The following is a 19,410-nucleotide window of genomic DNA, read 5'->3' on the forward strand; positions in this document are numbered from 1 at the left end:
TTCAGTCACTCTTTTTATATGGCATTGATAAATACAATATTCTTGAACCTTATGAATAACTGATGACTGCTTTTGAACGATTTTAATATTAGACTCTAGTTGACTCGATAGAATACTAATCTAAACTTTTGTTGCTGATCGTTCTCTGTGGAGGAGTTTCGATGCAATATCTTGATGACGACATCGTAAATCTTCGGCGACCCGACGGTTCGGAAGCCCAGTACTACTGGGGTGATGGCTGCAATGTCCTGTCTGAGCCAGAGGGCAAAAAAGAGGTTGAGATCGTCGGTCTCCGGGGAGTTGTAGACCGAGGATTTATCGATGGGCGGGCTCGACTTCGGTCGGATGCATTGCTCCGTCTGTCGATGGTCGACGTCCAGCAAGGCGATGGCCTGATCATCGAAACGCCGAGCGGTAAAGTGATCTTCATCGACGGCGGCGACAACCAGCTCTTTGCTCGGCATGCCAATGCGCGATTTCCGAAAACAAGCGATGACGATCCACTGATTGTCGATCTCATTCTCATCACGCACGGTGACGCCGACCATTTTGATGGCCTTACCGAACTGCGAAAGTCGGAAACCCATACGAGACCTCAAAAGCGGATATTTGTCGCCCCGAAGCGGATTTTTCACAATGGCATCGTGAAACGCCCGCTGAAGAAGCTTACCGGCGAACGCCGAAAAGAAACCGAGATGTTCGGCAGGACCGTAGAGGCAGATGGAAGGATATTCATTGTCGACCTCGTGGACGATCAAGCTACCGTCCCGGAAGTTGACAGAAACGGGAAGTTCAACACTTGGGTCGAGACCCTCGAAGCGTGGGGACCACGCGTCGAACGCGCAACCGGGAAGCCGATTGAGAAGCGGCGTCTTGATCACACAAGTGTAGGTGCCTTCGACTTTCTCGCCGCCGACAATATCTCGGTGGAGCTTCTTGGCCCCATTACCGATATTATCGACAAGGATGTCGGCTTGCGGTTTTTGGGTGAACCACCGGACGATGCAAATCTCATGTTAGGGACTGTCGCCGCCAAGGTTGGCTCTCCCTCCGCGTCTCATACGATCAACGGACATTCGATCAACTTCCGTCTCCGCTACGGCAACGTTCGGTTTCTTTTTACCGGCGACATGAACCAGGAGGCCGGGCAACGGTTTCGAGAGGCGCTACCCGGTGCAGCCGTCCGCGCGGAAATCCTGAAGGCGCCTCACCATGGGTCCGCCGACTTCGACATGGAGTTTCTCAAGGAGGTCTCTCCGGTCGTGTCATTGATTTCGTCAGGAGACGAGAGCGAAGCTAAGGAATACATTCACCCACGCGCCACTCTTATAGCAGCTCTTGGAAAAGCCGGGCGAACAACACCTTCCATCATATTCTGCACTGAGCTCGCGGCTTTTTTCAAGGTCCTTGGCTCTGTGAATGACCCCAAGGATGCCGCGAGGAAGGTGTTCGCTTTTGAGCGAACCAATTTCGGTATCTCTCACGTTAGGACAGATGGTGAGCGGGTGCTCGCTTTCACTCACTCAGGCAAGAAATTTATGAACGAGGCGTATCGATTTAAGGTCTCGGCCACAGGCGAGATTTCGTTCGCAGCAAAAGCCGTGAGGCGGGCGGCGCCAAAGCTTTAGGCTAAACTGCCGCAGGCACGCGGCGCGTTGGCTTGCCCTGTCATTTTGACTGATCCACTCGCAAACGGAGGACGTCAGACTTTACAGAAACTGTCGTTCTCAAGCCGATCAACCAACCTGCAATTGTCACGACACTGCTATTCGATGAATTCTAACTGTGGGAGCCCTGACATGCCGCTGAAAAACTACGCCGTCCTGAAGGGACGTCCGACGAACAACCGCCTCGCAACAGGCGCAAATCCCCACTATCAGGTTTTGGTATCCGAAAACGGAACCATGCATCGCATTGCGATCAATGTCAGATCACAGGACGGGAGCGAAGTACAGTTCTTGGTCCGCTCGGCCTTTGAGCATCCGATCACGGAAGAGATTGCGGCGTTGTCCGAGGGGCTTCACCGCGCAGGAAGCGTTCCAGATGGCATCGCTCTCGACTTCATTCGGAGCAATCTCATGCAGCCTTGGGAGCTAAAGCCCTTGCCGCTTTCAGCCACAGGGCCAGACAACGACCTGAACGAAAAGATCGACGCTTATGTACAGCGCGCCATGTCCGATGAAGATTCGTGGATCTATGCATTTGGCGAAACCTGGGGTCCAGAACCCGACAAAGCGGACAAGTATTTCGGTTTTAAGCCAGGTCGCGGCATTCATGATATCCATATGAACCAGGGTAACCCGCCCGGTAAATTCGCGGGCGACAACGGCAAATTCCAAGATGGTGCGCTGATTTTCGAATTCCCGAACGAAAACCAGTGGGTGGCGATCTTCCTCAAGTTTCAGACGCAAGCTTGGCATTCCGACGACGATAGCGCCGATCCGATCGTCCCGGCCAATCCAGATCACGATGGTGAGCCACATACGCCGGTCGATCGCGACCGAATTCCGCCGTTTGACGTTCCTGATGGACTGGTGCGGATCATCGCAGCACTTGTCAACGACGTGCGCACCCCCGAACGCGAGACCGTCACCCTACTGAATACGGCCGACGTTGCCGTTCAGCTCGATGGATGGATGATCAAGGATAAGCAGAAGAATACGATGACGCTGTCCGGCACGATCGCTGCTGGCGCGACCATGAGCATCGAGATCAAGTCACCAGCCGCTTTGTCTAACAAGGGAGGGATCATAACTCTGTTGAACGTCGATGGCGTCAAGGTGCATGGCGTTTCATACACCAAGGGTCAGGCGCGCCAACCTGGGCGAACCATTCCATTTCAGCCGTGACCAAACTTTACCACAGAGAAGCGCTATCGCGACATCCGCTTCCGAGCCTTCAAGTTTAACGGACGAGAACCATCGACCTGCCGTCAGAACATCCGTCCCTTTATGGTCTTGCTATCGCGTGTACGATGCCCTCGACCGTCCAAGGTGCGTAAGGACCGCACCGCCAACATCCTTAGCCGCCAGTCGATGGAGGCTCTTCATGCTCAACCAGCGTGAATTTCTCCTTGCCGGTCCAGATGAGCACGTCCGTGTAATAGGTCATCAGCCATGCCAGCATCGCTTCACTGACTGCAATTAAGATCGGGTTTCCGGTGATCTGCGCGATGCGCGTGTGAAACTGCATATCTGCTGCGATAAACTCCTCGGCTTTTCCCATGGATCGGCGTTGGTGTTCGATGATGTCAGAGTTCAGCGCTTTTGAATGTGAGGAAGCTGGCGATGGTGGAAGAGCAACGCTCGCTCCGTTTGCGACGGGACGGCTTATGTTGACGAGCCGTCCTGCCGCCCCGACTTGACCTTACCCCAAGATGGAGGGCTCCAAGGCGGTGGAGCACTCGACCACGAACATACTTCCCGCGTTGGAGGGACCGCACTTCGACGGCCACCTCGGCACCGTCCATCGGCGAGCGCTGTTCAATAATACTCAACTCGCCCAAAAACTAAGCGCACAGCAAATTGCTCAAAAATAGCCTTGACGAAATGTCATGACGTTATACTCTATCGCCATGAGCTGGAATGATACCGATCTTGAAGAAAGCCCGATACCACGCTGGTCGCAGATTGCGGACCGGTTGCGGACGGACATCGAGAGCGGCAGTTTCAAGCCTGGCGATGTTCTGCCGGGGGAAGCGGAGATCAACAAGCGCTTCGGTGTAAGCCGGAGTACATCACGGGCAGCTCTGGACTATCTGGAAACCGAAGGTCTCATCAAGCGACGCTCCGGTGTCGGGTCGATCGTCATCGAACCGCGTGTCGAGCGTCCGTTGAACCAGATCTCCTCGTTTTCGGAAGACATGCGTCGGCGCGGTCTCACACCCGGCTATCGAACACGATCCGTCAAGGTCGTGTCCGCCAGTGCGGCAATCGCTTTGGAGCTACAACTTCAGCCCGGCGACGACGTGGTGGAGATCGACAGGACAATGCTGGCGGACGGCATGCCGCTTGCAACCTCGATCACATATCTGCGCCCGCAACTGTTCAAGAAGTCGGGTATCCCGACGATCGAGGAACTGGATAGCGGCTCGCTTTACGAAAGACTCCGGCGCGACGACATCGTTTTCGCCGGTGGCGACGAACGCATCGAAGCCGCAATGGCCGACACCATGACGGCCCGCATCCTCAACGTCCGGCAGCCGGCGGTCGTGCTGATCTGCCACCGAACCTCCTGGATGCCCGACAGGCAGCCAGTGGAATACGTCGTTCTGCACTATCTCGCAGAACGCTACAGCTTCCACGTGAAGCTCATCAAAGCCTGACAGCTCGAAAGGCTGATCGCAACACAGGAGCCCGCGGCTTGGTCGGGGGCTCTGCCGGATATCCGTGCCGTTTTGGCAGCCGTCGATGAAGACAAACATCCGTGACCATCTGTCCCGACGGGCTTCCCGGCGCAGGAGAGGTGCGTCCCGAGAAAAACTGAAGACACAACAAAAATAAGAATCGCCAGAGAAGGAACATGTCGTTGACGACTATACGCACCTCGTTTCTGGGCCTCGCAGCCCTCTCCCTGTCTCTTTTGCCTGTCGCAGCTTCGGCTCAGACACAAGAAAAAGGCGGCACGCTGAACATCGGCGTCGTCTCGGATCCGGTGACACTGGATCCCGCCTTCTTCGCCTCCTACTTCGAGCTCTACGAGCAATACCTGATCTATGAACCCCTGCTGACCATGACGCCGGATCTCAAGGTCGTCCCGGGCATTGCCAGTTACAAACAGGTCGATAACCTCACCTACACATTCGAGATCAAACCGGGCGTGACGTTCCAGGACGGAACCGCTTACGACGCCGCGGCCGCGAAGTTCAATCTCGACCGTATGCTAGACCAAAAGACCGGTTCGCCGCGTCGTTCGGACCTCGGCCCGATCGCATCGGTTGAGGTTACGGGGCCGCTCGCGTTCACCGTCAAGTTCTCGCAGCCCTACGCACAATTTCCCTTGGTGATGACGAACCGCGCGGGCCTTTTCGTCTCGCCGACCGCGCTGCAGAAACTCGGCCCGGATTTCGCGACCAAAGGGGTTGGTGCCGGACCTTTCAAGCTCGATAGCTGGACCAAGAACGGCCAGATGGTGCTTTCTGCCTTCGACGGCTACCACAAGGGACGTGCCCCTCTCGACAAGGTCATCATTCGACCGATCCCTGACGAGACGCTGCGCACGGCCGGCCTGAAAAGTGGCGATCTACAACTGGTCGACATCGTCCCGCCGCAGAGCCTGGCGCAGATCAAGACCGATCCGTCTGTCAATGTGGCCGACATTCCGGGCCTCGGCTTCAATGCCTTCTCGATCAACAATACCAAGCCCCCCTTCAACGATATGAAGGTCCGTCAGGCATTGCTGTATTCCGTCGACAAGGACGTCGTGAACAAGGTGGCCTACTTCAATACGGGTTCGCCTGCCTTTGGCCCCGTTCCACCACCGATCACCTGGGCGTTCGATCCTAACTTCAAGCCCTACAAGCGTGACGTTGCAAAGGCCAAACAACTCCTCACCGAGGCTGGTCATGCGGACGGCGTGCCGTTCGCGATCACCGTCGTCGCCTCGCCCCTGCAGCTCCGCGTCGCACAGATCATCCAGGCGCAGGCGCAGGAAGCCGGTTTCAAGGTCTCGGTCCGTCAGGTTGACGCGACAAGCCTGATCTCGGTCCTTCAGAAGAAGGACTTCGATATCTCCTGGTCGCCCTGGACCGGTCGTCCGGACCCGGATGGCAACATGTACAACTGGTTCACCAAAGGCGGTCCGAACAACTTCTCGGGCTACAGCAATGATGACGTCGACAGCCTGATGAAAAAGGCGCGTGTCAGCGCCGACCAGACCGAACGCGCTGCGATGTACAGGCAGGCTCAGCAGATGATTTCCGACGACGCCGGAATGCTGTTTCTGCATTTCGACTCGACGCTGCAGGGCTCGACCGAGAAGCTTCACTGGACCCCTTACCCAGACACCGCCTTCCGCCTCGGAGACGCGTGGCTCCAGAAGTGATCCCTTCCGCTCTCCTCTAACTTCACGACACACCGTCGCGCGCCCTGCTGCGTCGCGACGGTGCCAAAAGACTGCAAAACCAAAAAGGCAACCAGATGAGTGAAACACCAAAGGCAAAACCGGTCTTCCGCGTGAAGCCAAATGCCATCGAGCAGATTTTCGGACGCCGCAAGGCCGTCATCGGAGTGATCCATTCCCTCGCTCTTCCCGGCTCGCCCGATTATGACGGTCAGCCGATCTCCGAGATTATCGATTTTGCCGTTGCCGAGGCAGAGCGTTACAAGGCCGGCGGCGTCGATGGCCTGATCGTCGAAAACCACGGCGACATCCCGTTCGCCAAGCCGAACAATCTTGGTCCGGAAACCGCCGCTTCCATGGCCGTGATGACAGACGCAGTGCGTCGCGCAACCGGCATTCCGGTCGGCGTCAATGTTCTGGCCAACGGCGCGATCCAGGCGATTGCGGTTGCCAAGGCCGCCGGCGCCGCCTTCGTGCGCGTCAACCAGTGGTCCAATGCCTATGTCGCAAACGAAGGCCTGATGGACGGACCCGCCGGCGAAGCTGCGCGCTACCGTGCGTACCTCCGCGCCCGTGACATCAAGATCTTTGCCGACGTGCACGTCAAGCACGGCGCCCATGCGATCACCGGCGACCGCACCATCCAGGAACTTGCCCGCGACAACGAATTCTTCGACGCCGACGTAGCGATCGCCACAGGCCAGCGCACCGGCGATTCCGCCACCATGGAAGAGCTGCAGACCATCGATAGCGGCACGTCGCTTCCCGTCGCCGTCGGCTCCGGCGTCACGCCAGACAATGTCGGCGATATATTCTCGGTCGCAGACGCCGTCATCGTCGCAAGCTACCTGAAACGCGACGGCGTCTGGTGGAACCCCGTCGATCCCGAGCGCCTGAACGTCTTTATGCAGGCCGTCAATAAGGCAAGGAGCTGACCGCGCGTGGCTAAGGTCCTTGTACTCGGCAATGCCGGGCTCGATATCAGCCTGCAGATGCCACGCCTGCCCGAGCGGGGCGAAACTCTGCTCGGCGACGGTGCCATGCGTGCGCCTGGCGGCAAGGGCCTTAATCAGGCGGTCGTTGCCGCCCGCGCCGGGGCCGATACGCGCTTTGCCGGCCCGATCGGCAAGGACGGCATGGGCGAGGAGATCATCCGAATCCTCGGGGCCGAACAAAACCTGGTCTTCGAACCGCAGCGGCTGGAAGGCTCAAGCGATTTCTCGCTCCTGATGGTCTTGCCCGATGGCGAAAACAGCATCGTCACCGCCGGCGCCTGTGCCGCCGCCTTTTTTCAAGAAGCCGCGTCCCGCTTCGCCGCCAACACTGAGGCAGGCGATCTCTTCCTTGCCCAGGGAAATCTGACGCAGGAGACGACACTTGCCGGGTTCAAGGCCGCACGCGACCGCGGCGCCTATACGGTCTTCAACCCGGCCCCGATCTGGTGGGATGCCACGCCGCTGCTTGCCCACTGCGATATTCTTGTCGTCAATCGCGGTGAGGCCGAAGCCATCAGTGGTCTGGATGATCCCCGTGCTGCGGCTGCAAGGCTTCACGAACGAGGCGCAAAAACCACCATCATCACGCTCGGTGGCGACGGCTGTCTGGTGCACTCGAGCGGCACCACTCGGCACCACGAAGCGATTGCCGTCAAGGTCAGGGACACGACCGGCTGCGGCGACACGTTTTGCGGCGCGCTGTGCGCGACCCTCTCGCTCGGCCATTCGTTGGAGAAAGCGATCGCCTATGCCCAATCTGCTGCATCCATCACGGCCACGCGTCCCGGCGCCTTCCGCGCACTGCCCAGCCCTGCCGAACTCTCCGCCCTTTGCAAAACGGAGGCCTGACGTGATGGCGCAAACAGAACAGAACCTTCTTCTGGACATCGATCGCATGTCCGTGGCCCTCGGTCCGCCGGGCAAGCGAGTTCGGATCGTGAGGGATGTTTCGCTGGAAATTGCCCCTGGCCGCATCACTTGCGTTGTCGGAGAGTCAGGATCCGGCAAGAGCGTTTTCGCCATGTCGCTGATGCGGCTCATGTCGGACGATATTTCGGAAATGACGGCAGAGAAGGCGCTGTTCGAAGGCAACGATCTCAAGACACTCACCGAACGCGACATGCTCAAGCTGCGCGGCAGCCGCATGGCGATGATCTTTCAGGAGCCGATGACCAGTCTCAATCCGGTCTTTACAATCGGGGACCAGATTGCCGAGGCGGTCCAACTTCATCAGAACGTATCTGCTGCCGAAGCCCGGGAAAAAGCGCTCGCGGCTTTGCAGAGCGTTCATATTCCTGCCGCCGAGCGCAGGCTCGATGCCTATCCACACGAGCTGTCAGGCGGCATGCGCCAGCGCGTGATGATCGCCATGGCGCTGGCCTGCGAACCGTCGCTGCTGATCGCCGACGAGCCGACGACGGCGCTCGACGTGACCATTCAGGCGCAGATCCTTGCCTTGCTGATGGAGCTTCGGGAGCGCTCCGGCATGGGCATCCTGTTCATCACCCACAATCTTGGCGTGGTTTCGGAAATCGCCGACGACGTGGCGGTCATGTATGCCGGCCGCATCGTCGAAAGGGCGCCGGCCGCCTCTCTGTTTACCGATGCCCAGCACCCTTATACGCTCGCCCTCCTGGCAGCGATGCCGCATCTGGGCGCGACGGTGGAACGCCTCGAGCCTATCCTCGGCCGCATGCCGCCGCCATGGGAGGAGGAGCTCGGCTGCCGTTTCGCGCCGCGCTGTCCGTTTGCGGCACCCGAATGCGCCAAGCTCCCGCCACTGCGCGAGATTGGCGTCGACCACCATGTCGCCTGCTGGCGCGCGCCCGTGGAGGACTTGGCATGACGCCACTGCTCGCCGCCGAAAATTTGGTGAAATCGTTTTCCGTCTCCACCGGCTGGGGAAAGCCCAAGCGCTTTTATGCGGTCGACACTGTCAGCATTTCGGTCGAGCGTGGCCGCACGCTTGCGGTCGTCGGTGAATCCGGCTGCGGCAAGAGCACGGTCGGCTCCCTGCTGCTGCGCCTTCAGGATCCCGACAGCGGCAGCATCCGTCTCGACGGCGAGGATGCCATGGCTCTCGACAGCAATGGCCTTCGCCGCTTTCGTCGGCGGGTTCAGGTCGTCTTTCAGGATCCCTTTGCATCGCTCGATCCTCGCGAACGCATTCGCGAGGTCCTGGTCCGCCCCATGCTGCTGCATCGGCTTTGCGACAGGCCGGAAGCATTGAAGCGCGCCGCCGCCCTGATGGAAGCGGTCGGTCTGTCCGCTGAACAGCTGGACCGCTTCCCTCACCAGTTTTCCGGCGGCCAGAGGCAGCGCATCGCGATCGCCCGGGCGCTGTCGGTGCAGCCGGATCTGATTATCTGCGATGAGCCGGTGTCAGCGCTGGATGTTTCCGTGCAAGCGCAGGTCGTCAACCTTCTGCAGGACCTGCAGCGCGATACCGGCGTCGCCTTCATCTTCATCTCGCACGATCTCGCCGTCGTTCGCCATCTGGCCCACGATGTCGCGGTCATGTATTCGGGCCGGATCGTCGAGCAGGCGCCGACCCGCGAACTCTTCGACAATCCCAAGCATCCCTATACCCGGGCGCTTCTGGCCGCCGCACCCCGCGTCGAGATCCAGAGAAAATCGCATGTGCTTCTGACAGGCGAGCCACCCGATCCGACCAACCGCATCGCCGGTTGCCGGTTCGCCGCGCGCTGTCCCTATGTGCAGGACCGATGCACGCAGGAGGAGCCGCCACTCGTGCCGGTGGATGCGGCCCACCTGTCGGCCTGTTTCTTCGCTACGACGCTTCCGCAGGTCGAGACGCTCCCAGACACCCTGCCGGGCACATCCGCCTCTGCCCGCATGGCCGCCTATCGCCGCGCCCGTGACCGCCAAACGCAACAGGTTGAGGACATCTGACATGAAGCTGATCGTCACCCGCGTTCTCTCGGTCATTCCGGTCCTCTTCGGCCTCTGCGTGCTCTCCTACACGCTGCTCGCGATGATCCCCGGAGATCCGATCACCGCCATGCTCGGCATGGACGCCACGCCGGAAGCGATCGCCGCGCTGCGCGCAAAATTTGCGCTCGACGAGCCGTTGCCGCTCCGGTTCATCTCTTGGTTCGGGCATCTTCTGATCGGCGATCTCGGTCGTTCCATCCAGTCGGGCCGACCGGTCCTCAGCATGGTCATGACCGCCATGGTGCCGACCATGCAGCTCGGCCTAGCGGCGCTTTTGATCTCGCTGGTCATCGCCATTCCGGCCGGAGTGATTTCCGCAGCACGCCGCAACAGCGTCGCTGATTATAGTGTCTCGCTGATTTCGCTGGCAGGCCTTTCGCTGCCGAGCTTCTGGCTGGCGATCCTGCTTGTCCTCTTCCTGTCGATCCGTCTGCAGATTTTCCCCTCCTCCGGCTACGTGCCTATCGGGGAAGATCCCGTTGGCGCTTTACGCCACATCACCCTGCCGGCGATCACGCTCGGTGTCGCCATGGCCGCGTCGACCATGCGCATGACCCGCGCCGCCATGCTGGACGTGCTGAATGCGGACTATATCCGGACGGCGCGCGCCAAGGGCCTGCCCTTTCGACGTGTGGTCTGGAAACATGCGCTGCGCAACGCGCTGATCCCGGTAACGACGCTGGTCGGCCTGCAGCTCGGCCAGTTGATGGGCGGCGTGGTGGTAACGGAGACTGTGTTCGCTTGGCCGGGCATCGGCAAGCTGACGGTCGATGCGATCTTCGCGCGTGACTATCCCGTGGTGCAAGGCGCCATCCTGGCATCCGCCGTACTCTTCGTCTTCATCAATCTTGCCACCGACCTTCTTTACGCGACGCTCGATCCCAGACTGAGGAAACGTGCATGACCACAGCTCCCGCATCTCACTCGTTGATACGCCGTCTTGTGGAAGACAGCCGCAGTGCCTTCGGCATGGCGCTGGTCAGCATTCTTGTCCTGGCTGCGGTGTTCGGACCGGTCTTGTCCTCCTATGCGCCTGACGCTGCCGATTTCATGGCAACGCTTGCCCCACCGTCAGCCGATCATTTTCTCGGTACCGACGATCTCGGTCGCGACGTGCTGTCGCGTATCCTGTCCGGTGCACGGGTATCGCTGCTTGTCGGCGTGATCAGCGTCGGTGGCGCGGTTCTTTTCGGCCTGCCGATCGGCCTTGTTGCCGGCTACCTGGGCGGCAGAACAGATGCGGTTCTGATGCGCTGCATGGACGTTCTACTGGCCTTTCCGGGCATCCTGCTGGCACTCGGCATCACAGCGGCGCTTGGCGCGTCGCTTACCAACACGATCATCGCGATCGCCGTCATCAACACGCCGACCATCGCCCGGGTGACCCGCGCCCAGACCATGTTGGTCTCCAGCCTCGATTACGTGAAGGCGAACCGGGCGCTCGGCTTTAGCAATCTGACGATCATGACCCGCAGCGTTTTGCCCAATGCCCTGTCGCCCGTCCTGGTCCAGGCATCGCTGCTGCTTGCCTCGTCGATCATCACGGAGTCCTATCTTTCCTTCCTCGGTCTTGGCGTCCAGCCGCCGACCCCGACCTGGGGCAGCATGCTGCGTGATGCAATCAGCTTTATCGACCAGGCAACCTGGCTCGCCTGGTTTCCGGGTGCTGCAATCTTCCTGACTGTGCTCGGCTTCAACATCTTCGGCGATGGTTTACGCGACCGTCTCGATCCGCGCGACTGAGCCGATGCCACTGGACCCGCCATCTTCCACCTCGCTCAAGGTGCAACCGACGCCACCAAGAGCGATATTCCAACTCCTCACGAGGACCGGTAAGACATGACCAAGAAAGTGCTTCTCGTCGGCGAAAGCTGGATCAGCTCCGCCACCCATTACAAGGGCTTCGACCAGTTCGGCAGCGTCACCTTCCACCTCGGCGCCGAGCCGCTGGTCAAGGCGCTCGATGGCAGCGAGTACGAATTGACCTATATGCCGGCCCATGACGCGGTCGAGAAATTCCCCTTCGAGATGGCCGGGCTCGACGCCTACGATGCGATCATCCTCTCGGATATCGGCGCCAACTCGCTGCTGCTGCCGCCGGCCGTATGGCTGCATTCCAAGACCGTGCCCAACCGGCTGAAGCTCATCAAGGCCTGGGTGGAAAAGGGCGGAGGACTGCTGATGGTCGGCGGATATTTCTCGTTCCAGGGCATCGACGGCAAGGCACGCTGGCGCCGCACGGCCGTAGAGGACACGCTGCCCGTCACCTGCCTGCCCTACGACGATCGGGTTGAAATACCCGAGGGTTCGACCGCCGTCGTCCTCAAGCCCGACCATCCGGTGATGGCCGGCCTTAGCGGCGAATGGCCTCTGCTTCTGGGCGTCAACGAGGTGGAGGTGCGCGACCGCGCCGATGTGGACGTGCTCGCCCGCCTGCCCGAAGACCAAGGCGGCCATCCGCTGCTGGTGACCGGCACCCATGGCGAAGGCCGCACCGTGGCGTGGACTTCGGACATCGGCCCTCATTGGCTTTCGCCGGCTTTCTGCGAATGGGAAGGTTACGCCAGGCTCTGGAAAAACATCCTCGGCTGGATGACCGAAACACGCTGACGGCAGCGCGCGACGAAACACGCGGCTGGCCGGATGCGAGACCACCGGCCGGCCGCCGATACCCAATCTTCGCAGATCAGGAGCAGATGCCATGACATCGCGCGATTTCTTCAAGCCGGGACGCTCGGTCGCCATTTCGGACCGCGGCATGGCTGCGACCTCCCATCCCCAGGCGACCCTGGCGGCGGTCGATATCCTGCGCGCCGGCGGCAATGCGGTCGATGCGGCGGTGGCGGCGGTGGCGCTGCAATCGGTGATCGACCCGCTGATGACCGGCATCGGCGGCGATTGCTTTGCTCTCTATTCACCGGCCGGCGGAACGCCAGTCGCGCTCAACGGATCCGGCCGTGCACCCCAGAAGGCCGAGCTAGCCTATTTCATCGACAAAGGCTTCTCCTCCATCCCCGACGATAGCGCACATGCCGTAACCGTACCCGGCGCAGTGGATGCCTGGTGCCGGCTGATCGAAAGCCATGGTAGCCTCGGGATGAACCGTGTTCTGGCCGCAGCGATTACCGCTGCCGAGGATGGCTATTGCATCACCCCACGCGTCGCGCTCGATTGGGCGCGCTACAGCCCCCGCGTCGGTAAGTTCGCAGGCTCCGCAAGCTACTTCCTGCCGAACGGCATGGCGCCGGTGACCGGCCAGCGGATGACCAACCCGGCGCTGGCCGCCACCCTGCGCGCCATAGCGACGGGCGGCCGCGACGCCTTCTACAAGGGCCTGGTGGCCGAGGAGATCGTCGGCCTGTTGCAGTCGCTAGGTGGCCTGCACGAGGAAAGTGACTTCTCCAGTTTCGCCGCCTTTGAAACCGCACCCATCTCGGCCAAATATCGGGGCCGGGATGTGCTGGAATGCCCGCCAAACGGCCAGGGGCTTGCCGCTTTGATGATTGCGCGCATCCTCGACGGCTTCGACCTGCGCGATCAGACGCTGTCGGAGGCAGACCGCATCCATCTTCTCGCCGAAGCATCGAAGGCAGCCTATGCCTGGCGTGACCAGGTGATCGCCGATCCCGCCCATATGACGGCCGACGGCGATGCCATCCTGTCGGATCGCTCGATAGACGCGATCCGCTCGAAGATCAGCCTTGAAAAGGCCGCTCCGGCTGGCACTTGGGAAGGTCCGACGCATAAGGACACCGTCTACGTGACCGTGGTCGACCGCGACGGCAACGCCGTCTCGCTGATCAACTCCATCTTCTTCGCATTTGGCAGCGGCATCTACGCGCCACGCTCCGGCGTGCTGCTGCAGAACCGCGGCGCGGGCTTCGTGGTCAGACAAGGCCACCCCAACGCCATCGGCCCCGGCAAGCTGCCCTTCCACACGATCATCCCCGGCATGCTGGCCGAGGGCGGCAAGACGCGCATGACCTTCGGGGTCATGGGCGGGCAATACCAGGCGGTCGGCCATTGCCATCTGCTGAGCCAAATCCTCGATCGAGACATGGATCCGCAGCAGGCGAGCGACCAGCCGCGCAGTTTCTTTTTCGATGGCAAGCTCAGTCTCGAGCCAACCATTTCCGACGATGTGCGGATGGATCTTGAACGTCGCGGCCACACGACCGTCTGGGCGGACGAACCGATCGGCGGTGCGCAGGCAATCTACATCGACCACGAGCGGGGCGTTCTGCTGGGAGCCACCGACCACCGCAAGGACGGCATCGCGCTCGGTTATTAAGCGACAGCCTGGATTATCGTTCGGTGCTGGACACCATGCCAAGCGCGACATCGGCCAGTTCCGCGGTCTGTACGACCAGGCGATCCGCTCCCGCGCTCTCCAGTTCGGCTTGCTCACCGTAGCCCCAGAGCACACCAACAGCCCGCATGCCGTTGGCATGGGCGCCGGTGACATCGTATTTTCGATCGCCGATCATGACACAACGATCCGCGTCAAGCTCATGCTGCTGGATAATGTGCGCAATCAGTTCAGGCTTATGGTCGATGTCGCCGGCCGGGGTCGATCCATAAATACCGGTGAACAGAGCATCTAGGCCTTTGTCTTCCAGTATGCGGCGCGCAAACGTTTCGCGCTTGGATGTCGCGAGGAAAAGCCTGGCTTCTTTCTTCATCCTGGAAAGAGCTTCCGGGATACCGTCATAGACCTCACTCAGAAGAAGGCCTCGCGACCCGTAGTCCTGCCGGTAGGCATCGACCCCTTCGGTGACCCGGTCGTCGCCGAACTGTCCGAGCAGGTACCGCATGACGTCCTCTATCGGCGGGCCAATGATCGACCTGATGTCCATGGCAGGATCAGTATCATGTCCAAGGGAACGAAGGGCTGCCCTGCAACTCGACACAATTCCGGGTTCCGACGCGATTAGAGTTCCATCCAGATCTAGCAGGATTGCAGGTGCGGCGGCATACGGCATGAAAACGCTTTCATTGGACAGGTCATACAGCAGCACCAATCGGTATGCCGTTGAATAAGACAAATATAGTCTTTCCCAACGGTCTCAATGCAATTTTGCGGGATCTCGTCACAGCACAACATTCGCACTCCGTGATGGGAAGCAAACCGTCGTCCTCGCCTCTCGAAGAGCTAGCCTTTCGAAAATCCGCGACGTCAAAACCTCAACCATGCGCTGCAACAAAAACCGCGCTGGCGTCGCTGACGATCGACACATGGTCGAAGGCCGCCTGCCCGGCGGCTTTGCAATCGGCGCGCAGAATGGCGGTAACGATCCGGTCATGCTCATCGTATGACTTCGAGAGCCTCCCGGTCAGACGAAACTGCGCGCGGCGAAATGGCGCCAGCCTTGCCCTGGTCTGTGTTGCCAATTCGAGAAGGTGATCGTTGTGAGCTCCTCGGTAAAGCCTGTTGTGGAATTCGGTGTTGTAAGCGGAATAGTCCTCCGGCGAGCCCGAATGCACGAGATGTATCGAACTGCGATGTTCGATATCCAAGCCACGTCGCTCGTCGACCGTCATGCGCTCGGCAGAGAGCCTCGCGCAGATGCCTTCCAGTTCCGCCATGGCCTCGAACATGGAGTGTAGGCGGGCCTGCGACACGTTCATCACGACGGCGCTGCGATTGGGCTCCCGGCCAACCAGGCTCATTGCGCCAAGTTCCCGCAACGCTTCCCGGACAGGCGTCCGGGAGACTTCGAACCGGGCGGCGAGAGAAAGCTCGTCGAGCCTTTCGCCAGGCAGCATCTCGCCGGTCACGATCATATCGGCAATGGCTCTCACCATCTGCTCCACAGTCGTCCCGGCCCGGACTAATCTTCTTCGCTTCACCTCAGTCACGACACTCTCGGCGCTTTAGACGTAGTGCATACAGATGCAGTTCGTGTTCCGCCATGTCAACGCTTTCCTCAATGCATTGAACTTAAATGCTTTTCGTCCAGGAATCCTAGATAGCGCTGGGAGCGCATCTCGGTTTCTCCGAATATTTTTCATACAGTGCCGCTAAAATCAGCACGCTCGTCCAAAACTGCATGCAGTTTTGTCAGTTCTTGTTGTCTGTTCAGTCGGCATCAGCGTTTTCAATGACTTACAAAGTGGCACGCCTGTTGCTTGCTGTCCCTTGTCCAATAGCGAACGGCCGAGCGCCGCGAGGGAGAATGACGATGACGAAACTCCTTTCCATGAACCGCCGAAATTTTCTGCAGGTGTCTGCGGCTGGACTTGCGGCTAGCGCAGTCCCGGGTCTCACGCCTGCAACCGCATGGGCGCAGACCGCGCTGACAGTCGGCTTCATCTATGTCGGACCGAAGGATGACTACGGTTACAATCAGGCGCACGCCGAAGGTGCTGCGGTGATCAAGGCCATGCCGGGTGTCACGCTCGTCGAAGAAGAAAACGTGCCCGAGACCGTCGATGTCCAGAAGACGATGGAATCGATGATCAACCTCGATGGCGCGTCGTTGGTTTTCCCGACGTCGTTCGGCTATTTCGATCCCCACATGCTGGCTATGGCAGCGAAGTATCCCGACACCCAGTTCCGCCATTGCGGTGGCCTGTGGCAGGCGGGCAAGCACCCGGCCAATACGGGATCCTATTTCGGCTACATCCATCAGGGTCAATATTTGAACGGCGTTGCCGCCGGGAACGCGACCAAGAGCAAGAAGATCGGGTTCGTCGCGGCGAAGCCCATCCCGCAGGTGGTTCAGAACGTCAATGCATTCCTGCTCGGGGCTCGTTCCGTCGACCCGACCATCACCTGCCAGGTGATCTTCACGGGTGAGTGGTCGCTCGCCATCAAGGAAGCCGAAGCCACCAACGCGCTGGTCGATCAGGGGGTGGATGTCATCACCTGCCACGTCGACAGCCCGAAGGTCGTTGTCGAGACCGCCGCCGGCCGCGGCGCGTTCGTTTGCGGTTATCACGCCGACCAGAGCCCGCTTGCGCCAGAGAAATACCTGACCGGTGCCGAATGGGCCTGGGGCAACGTCTATACCGATTTCATCAAGAAGGCCCAGGCCGGAGAAAAGCTCGGGAACTTCGTTCGTGGTGGACTGAAGGACGGCTTCGTCAAGATGAGCCCGCTCGGTCCCGGTGTATCGGAGAAAGGCCGCAAGATGTTCGATGCGGCGCTTGCCGAGGCCATGACCGGCAAGCTTTCCGTGTTCAAGGGTCCCCTCAAGGACAACAAAGGCAATGCCGTGATCGCGGCCGACAAGGCCTATGCGGAGGACGCGATCGATCTCGAAAGCATGGCCTACCTCGTCGAGGGCGTCGTCGGCTCCACCTCCTGAAAAAAGAAGGGAGAAGCGTCATGACAGTTCAAGCAAACGATCCAGCCCTGTCGTTGAATGCCGGCGGAAGAACCACTCTCCGCCCGCTTCTGGAATGGCTGGCGCGGCGGGCGGAGCCTGTCGTGATCGGGTCTGCTGCCATTCTGGCGGGCCTCATGCTCTTCTCCCTCTTCATCCTCGCGATTGGCAAATCGCCGGTCGCGCTCTTCCAGCTCATGTATACCGGCGGTTTCGGCAGCTGGTTTTCGCTGCAAAACAGCCTGTCGCGCGCAGCCCCCCTCCTCCTCACAGCACTCTGCGTGGCGCTGCCGGCGCGGCTGGGCCTCGTCATCATCGGCGGAGAAGGCGCGCTGGTGCTCGGCGGCGTTGCGGCAGCGGCGGTTGCCGCACCGCTGACCGGCATCCTTCCTCCCTATCCGGCGCTCATCGCCATGGCGCTCGCGTCCATGATCGTCGGCGGCATCTGGATCGGTGCGGTCGGGTTTCTGCGGCACTATCGCGGCGTCAACGAAACGATCTCGTCGCTGCTTCTGGCCTATATCGCGATCGCGCTGATGAACCAGCTCGTGGAAGGACCGTTGCGGGATCCGGCTAGCCTGAACAAGCCCTCCACCATGCCGCTGCCACCAGGATATATGATCGGTGATATCCCCGGAATGGACGTCCACTGGGGCCTCGTCATCAGCATCATCGCCTGTGTCGGCTCCTGGATCCTGATCGAGATGACGAGCTACGGCTTTGCCGCACGCATGGCGGGCGGCAATGTTCGCGCCGCACAAATTCAGGGCTTGCCGGTCGGTCGCCTGATCGTCGGCTTCACGGCGATCGCCGGCACATTTGCCGGGCTCGCCGGCATGCTGGAGGTGGCGGCCGTGCAGGGCAGTGCGAACGGCTCGATCGCGGCAGGCTACGGCTATACCGGCATTCTTGTGGCATTTCTGGCGCGCCACAATCCGCTGGCAATCATACCGATCGCGTTTCTGCTCGGAGGTCTCGAGGCATCCGGCGGCCTGATCCAGCGGCGCATGGGCTTGCCCGATGCCACCGTCGTTGCGCTGCAGGGCACGCTCTTCATCGTCATCCTCTTCTGCGAGACTTTTTACGGCCGGTTCAAAGTCTTCAATCCCGACCTCTGGAAAAGGAGCCCGTGATGGACGAGACAAACATTGGTCTCTGGGGCGTTCCGCTTGCCATTCTAGCCGGCGCGATCCGCGTCTCTACGCCCTTCATTTTCGTCTCGCTCGGCGAAGCCATCACCGAGCGTTCCGGACGCATCAATCTCGGTTTGGAAGGCACGCTCGTCTTTGGCGCCATGACGGCCTACGCCGTCGCGGTCCTCACCGGTTCGCCCTGGCTTGGCGTCCTCGCCGCCATGGCGGCGGGATCCATCTTCGGGCTCATTCACGGCTTTATCTGCCGCTTCCCGCGGGTCAACGACATCGCAATCGGCATTGCCATGATGCAGTTCGGGCTCGGGTTTGCCTTCTTCCTCGGCAAGCCGTTCATCCAGCCCTCTGCGCCAAAGCTGCCGTCCATCCCGCTCGGCAACTGGTCGTCCTATCCGCAGGTCCAGGCGGCGTTGAATATCAACGTCCTCTTTTTCATCGGCTTTGCCTTGGCTCTCTTCCTGTTCTGGGCCTTCCGCAATACGCGTCCCGGCCTCATCCTGCGCGTCGTCGGGGACTCCACCGATGCGGCCCGCGCGATGGGCATCAATCCGGACCGCGTCCGCCTGCTCGCCACCGCGCTCGGCGGATCGCTGGCGGCCGTCGGCGGGGCCTATCTCTCGCTCTACTATCCCGGCTCCTGGAACGAGGGCATTTCCTCCGGCCAAGGCCTCATGGCTGTGGCGCTGGTGATCTTTGCCCGCTGGAACCCGATCCACTGCTTCCTCGCCGCCCTTCTCTTCGGCGGTACAGGCGCGCTCGGGCCGGCGTTGCAATCGGTCGGCGTGACGCAGGGCTACTATCTCTTCTACGCGGCGCCTTACGTGCTGACGCTTGCCATACTGATTGCCACATCCTCGCCCCACCGAGCGCTTGCAGGCGCGCCGGGCGAGCTTTCCCTGACGAAATGATAGGAGTTGTCAC

At 60.4% G+C, this 19,410-nt stretch carries 17 protein-coding genes and 1 pseudogene; 15 read left to right on the forward strand and 3 right to left on the reverse strand.

Going from position 1 to position 19,410, the window contains the following annotated elements; all coding sequences use genetic code 11:
• The first annotated feature begins 161 nt into the window (after nucleotides 1-161).
• Nucleotides 162-1,628, forward strand: coding sequence for a ComEC/Rec2 family competence protein (locus IFT59_RS15675; RefSeq protein WP_192087447.1), 1,467 nt, complete (start codon nucleotides 162-164; stop codon nucleotides 1,626-1,628).
• A 171-nt stretch (nucleotides 1,629-1,799) separates the two neighbouring features.
• Nucleotides 1,800-2,849 carry a DUF2278 family protein gene (locus IFT59_RS15680; protein ID WP_192087448.1) on the forward strand — a complete coding sequence of 350 codons (1,050 nt, stop codon included), beginning with the start codon at nucleotides 1,800-1,802 and terminating at the stop codon, nucleotides 2,847-2,849.
• A gap of 111 nt (nucleotides 2,850-2,960) precedes the next feature.
• Here IFT59_RS15680 and IFT59_RS15685 read toward each other — a convergent pair.
• Nucleotides 2,961-3,252, reverse strand: a pseudogene (locus IFT59_RS15685) (FCD domain-containing protein); the annotation flags it as partial.
• Between the two features lie 301 nt (nucleotides 3,253-3,553).
• Here IFT59_RS15685 and IFT59_RS15690 point away from each other — a divergent pair.
• From IFT59_RS15690 to ggt, 10 genes are all read left to right on the forward strand, one after another.
• A complete protein-coding gene (locus IFT59_RS15690) occupies nucleotides 3,554-4,324 on the forward strand; it encodes a GntR family transcriptional regulator (protein ID WP_192087449.1) in 771 nt (256 codons plus the stop codon).
• A 203-nt stretch (nucleotides 4,325-4,527) separates the two neighbouring features.
• On the forward strand, nucleotides 4,528-6,042 hold the full coding sequence (locus IFT59_RS15695) for an ABC transporter substrate-binding protein (protein WP_192087450.1): 1,515 nt from the start codon (nucleotides 4,528-4,530) through the stop codon (nucleotides 6,040-6,042).
• Between the two features lie 95 nt (nucleotides 6,043-6,137).
• The gene (locus tag IFT59_RS15700) at nucleotides 6,138-6,995 is read left to right on the forward strand and encodes a BtpA/SgcQ family protein (protein WP_192087451.1); all 858 of its coding nucleotides are present in this window, start codon (nucleotides 6,138-6,140) and stop codon (nucleotides 6,993-6,995) included.
• A 6-nt stretch (nucleotides 6,996-7,001) separates the two neighbouring features.
• Nucleotides 7,002-7,904 (forward strand): PfkB family carbohydrate kinase, encoded by a 903-nt coding sequence (locus IFT59_RS15705; RefSeq protein WP_192087452.1) that lies wholly within the window; start codon nucleotides 7,002-7,004, stop codon nucleotides 7,902-7,904.
• Nucleotides 7,905-7,908: 4 nt separating this feature from the next.
• Entirely contained in the window at nucleotides 7,909-8,901 is a 993-nt protein-coding gene (locus IFT59_RS15710) for an ABC transporter ATP-binding protein (RefSeq protein ID WP_192087453.1), read from the forward strand.
• Complete coding sequence (locus tag IFT59_RS15715; RefSeq protein ID WP_192087454.1) at nucleotides 8,898-9,968, forward strand: ABC transporter ATP-binding protein; 1,071 nt, start codon at nucleotides 8,898-8,900, stop codon at nucleotides 9,966-9,968. Before IFT59_RS15710 ends, IFT59_RS15715 begins: the two co-directional genes overlap by 4 nt.
• A gap of 1 nt (nucleotide 9,969) precedes the next feature.
• Entirely contained in the window at nucleotides 9,970-10,914 is a 945-nt protein-coding gene (locus tag IFT59_RS15720) for an ABC transporter permease (protein WP_062460010.1), read from the forward strand.
• Nucleotides 10,911-11,753 carry an ABC transporter permease gene (locus IFT59_RS15725; protein ID WP_062460012.1) on the forward strand — a complete coding sequence of 281 codons (843 nt, stop codon included), beginning with the start codon at nucleotides 10,911-10,913 and terminating at the stop codon, nucleotides 11,751-11,753. The genes IFT59_RS15720 and IFT59_RS15725 overlap by 4 nt, the downstream gene beginning before the upstream one ends.
• Nucleotides 11,754-11,849: 96 nt before the next feature.
• Nucleotides 11,850-12,620 (forward strand): glutamine amidotransferase, encoded by a 771-nt coding sequence (locus tag IFT59_RS15730; RefSeq protein WP_113111371.1) that lies wholly within the window; start codon nucleotides 11,850-11,852, stop codon nucleotides 12,618-12,620.
• Between the two features lie 91 nt (nucleotides 12,621-12,711).
• Entirely contained in the window at nucleotides 12,712-14,301 is a 1,590-nt protein-coding gene (gene ggt / locus IFT59_RS15735) for a gamma-glutamyltransferase (protein WP_192087455.1), read from the forward strand.
• Nucleotides 14,302-14,314: 13 nt separating this feature from the next.
• On the opposite strand, the gene IFT59_RS15740 is transcribed toward ggt, so the two are convergent.
• Nucleotides 14,315-14,992: an HAD hydrolase-like protein gene (locus IFT59_RS15740; RefSeq protein WP_192087524.1), complete on the reverse strand. Its 678-nt coding sequence runs from the start codon at nucleotides 14,990-14,992 to the stop codon at nucleotides 14,315-14,317.
• A gap of 202 nt (nucleotides 14,993-15,194) precedes the next feature.
• A complete protein-coding gene (locus tag IFT59_RS15745) occupies nucleotides 15,195-15,815 on the reverse strand; it encodes a GntR family transcriptional regulator (protein ID WP_197978124.1) in 621 nt (206 codons plus the stop codon).
• 377 nt (nucleotides 15,816-16,192) lie between these two features.
• Between IFT59_RS15745 and IFT59_RS15750 the strand changes: the two genes are divergently transcribed.
• The 3 genes from IFT59_RS15750 to IFT59_RS15760 are packed head-to-tail and all read left to right on the forward strand — an operon-like array spanning nucleotide 16,193 to nucleotide 19,397.
• Nucleotides 16,193-17,320, forward strand: a complete 1,128-nt coding sequence (locus IFT59_RS15750; RefSeq protein ID WP_192087457.1) for a BMP family ABC transporter substrate-binding protein — start codon at nucleotides 16,193-16,195, stop codon at nucleotides 17,318-17,320.
• Between the two features lie 20 nt (nucleotides 17,321-17,340).
• Nucleotides 17,341-18,471, forward strand: coding sequence for an ABC transporter permease (locus tag IFT59_RS15755; protein ID WP_192087458.1), 1,131 nt, complete (start codon nucleotides 17,341-17,343; stop codon nucleotides 18,469-18,471).
• Nucleotides 18,471-19,397, forward strand: a complete 927-nt coding sequence (locus tag IFT59_RS15760; RefSeq protein WP_192087459.1) for an ABC transporter permease — start codon at nucleotides 18,471-18,473, stop codon at nucleotides 19,395-19,397. The genes IFT59_RS15755 and IFT59_RS15760 overlap by 1 nt, the downstream gene beginning before the upstream one ends.
• The last annotated feature ends 13 nt before the right edge of the window (nucleotides 19,398-19,410 follow it).

The sequence above is a fragment of the Rhizobium sp. CFBP 8752 genome (genome assembly GCF_014842035.1).
GTDB classification, from domain to species: Bacteria; Pseudomonadota; Alphaproteobacteria; order Rhizobiales; family Rhizobiaceae; genus Neorhizobium; species Neorhizobium soli.

Excerpts from the sequence above, each read along its gene's own strand:
- IFT59_RS15675 (WP_192087447.1), top strand. The coding sequence starts at position 162 with ATGCAATATCTTGATGACGACATCGTAAATCTTCGGCGACCCGACGGT.
- IFT59_RS15680 (WP_192087448.1), top strand. The coding sequence starts at position 1,800 with ATGCCGCTGAAAAACTACGCCGTCCTGAAGGGACGTCCGACGAACAAC.
- IFT59_RS15690 (WP_192087449.1), top strand. The coding sequence starts at position 3,554 with ATGACGTTATACTCTATCGCCATGAGCTGGAATGATACCGATCTTGAA.
- IFT59_RS15700 (WP_192087451.1), top strand. The coding sequence starts at position 6,138 with ATGAGTGAAACACCAAAGGCAAAACCGGTCTTCCGCGTGAAGCCAAAT.
- IFT59_RS15710 (WP_192087453.1), top strand. The coding sequence starts at position 7,909 with ATGGCGCAAACAGAACAGAACCTTCTTCTGGACATCGATCGCATGTCC.
- IFT59_RS15715 (WP_192087454.1), top strand. The coding sequence starts at position 8,898 with ATGACGCCACTGCTCGCCGCCGAAAATTTGGTGAAATCGTTTTCCGTC.
- IFT59_RS15720 (WP_062460010.1), top strand. The coding sequence starts at position 9,970 with ATGAAGCTGATCGTCACCCGCGTTCTCTCGGTCATTCCGGTCCTCTTC.
- IFT59_RS15725 (WP_062460012.1), top strand. The coding sequence starts at position 10,911 with ATGACCACAGCTCCCGCATCTCACTCGTTGATACGCCGTCTTGTGGAA.
- IFT59_RS15730 (WP_113111371.1), top strand. The coding sequence starts at position 11,850 with ATGACCAAGAAAGTGCTTCTCGTCGGCGAAAGCTGGATCAGCTCCGCC.
- ggt (WP_192087455.1), top strand. The coding sequence starts at position 12,712 with ATGACATCGCGCGATTTCTTCAAGCCGGGACGCTCGGTCGCCATTTCG.
- IFT59_RS15740 (WP_192087524.1), bottom strand. The coding sequence starts at position 14,992 with ATGCCGTATGCCGCCGCACCTGCAATCCTGCTAGATCTGGATGGAACT.
- IFT59_RS15745 (WP_197978124.1), bottom strand. The coding sequence starts at position 15,815 with ATGGTGAGAGCCATTGCCGATATGATCGTGACCGGCGAGATGCTGCCT.
- IFT59_RS15750 (WP_192087457.1), top strand. The coding sequence starts at position 16,193 with ATGACGAAACTCCTTTCCATGAACCGCCGAAATTTTCTGCAGGTGTCT.
- IFT59_RS15755 (WP_192087458.1), top strand. The coding sequence starts at position 17,341 with ATGACAGTTCAAGCAAACGATCCAGCCCTGTCGTTGAATGCCGGCGGA.
- IFT59_RS15760 (WP_192087459.1), top strand. The coding sequence starts at position 18,471 with ATGGACGAGACAAACATTGGTCTCTGGGGCGTTCCGCTTGCCATTCTA.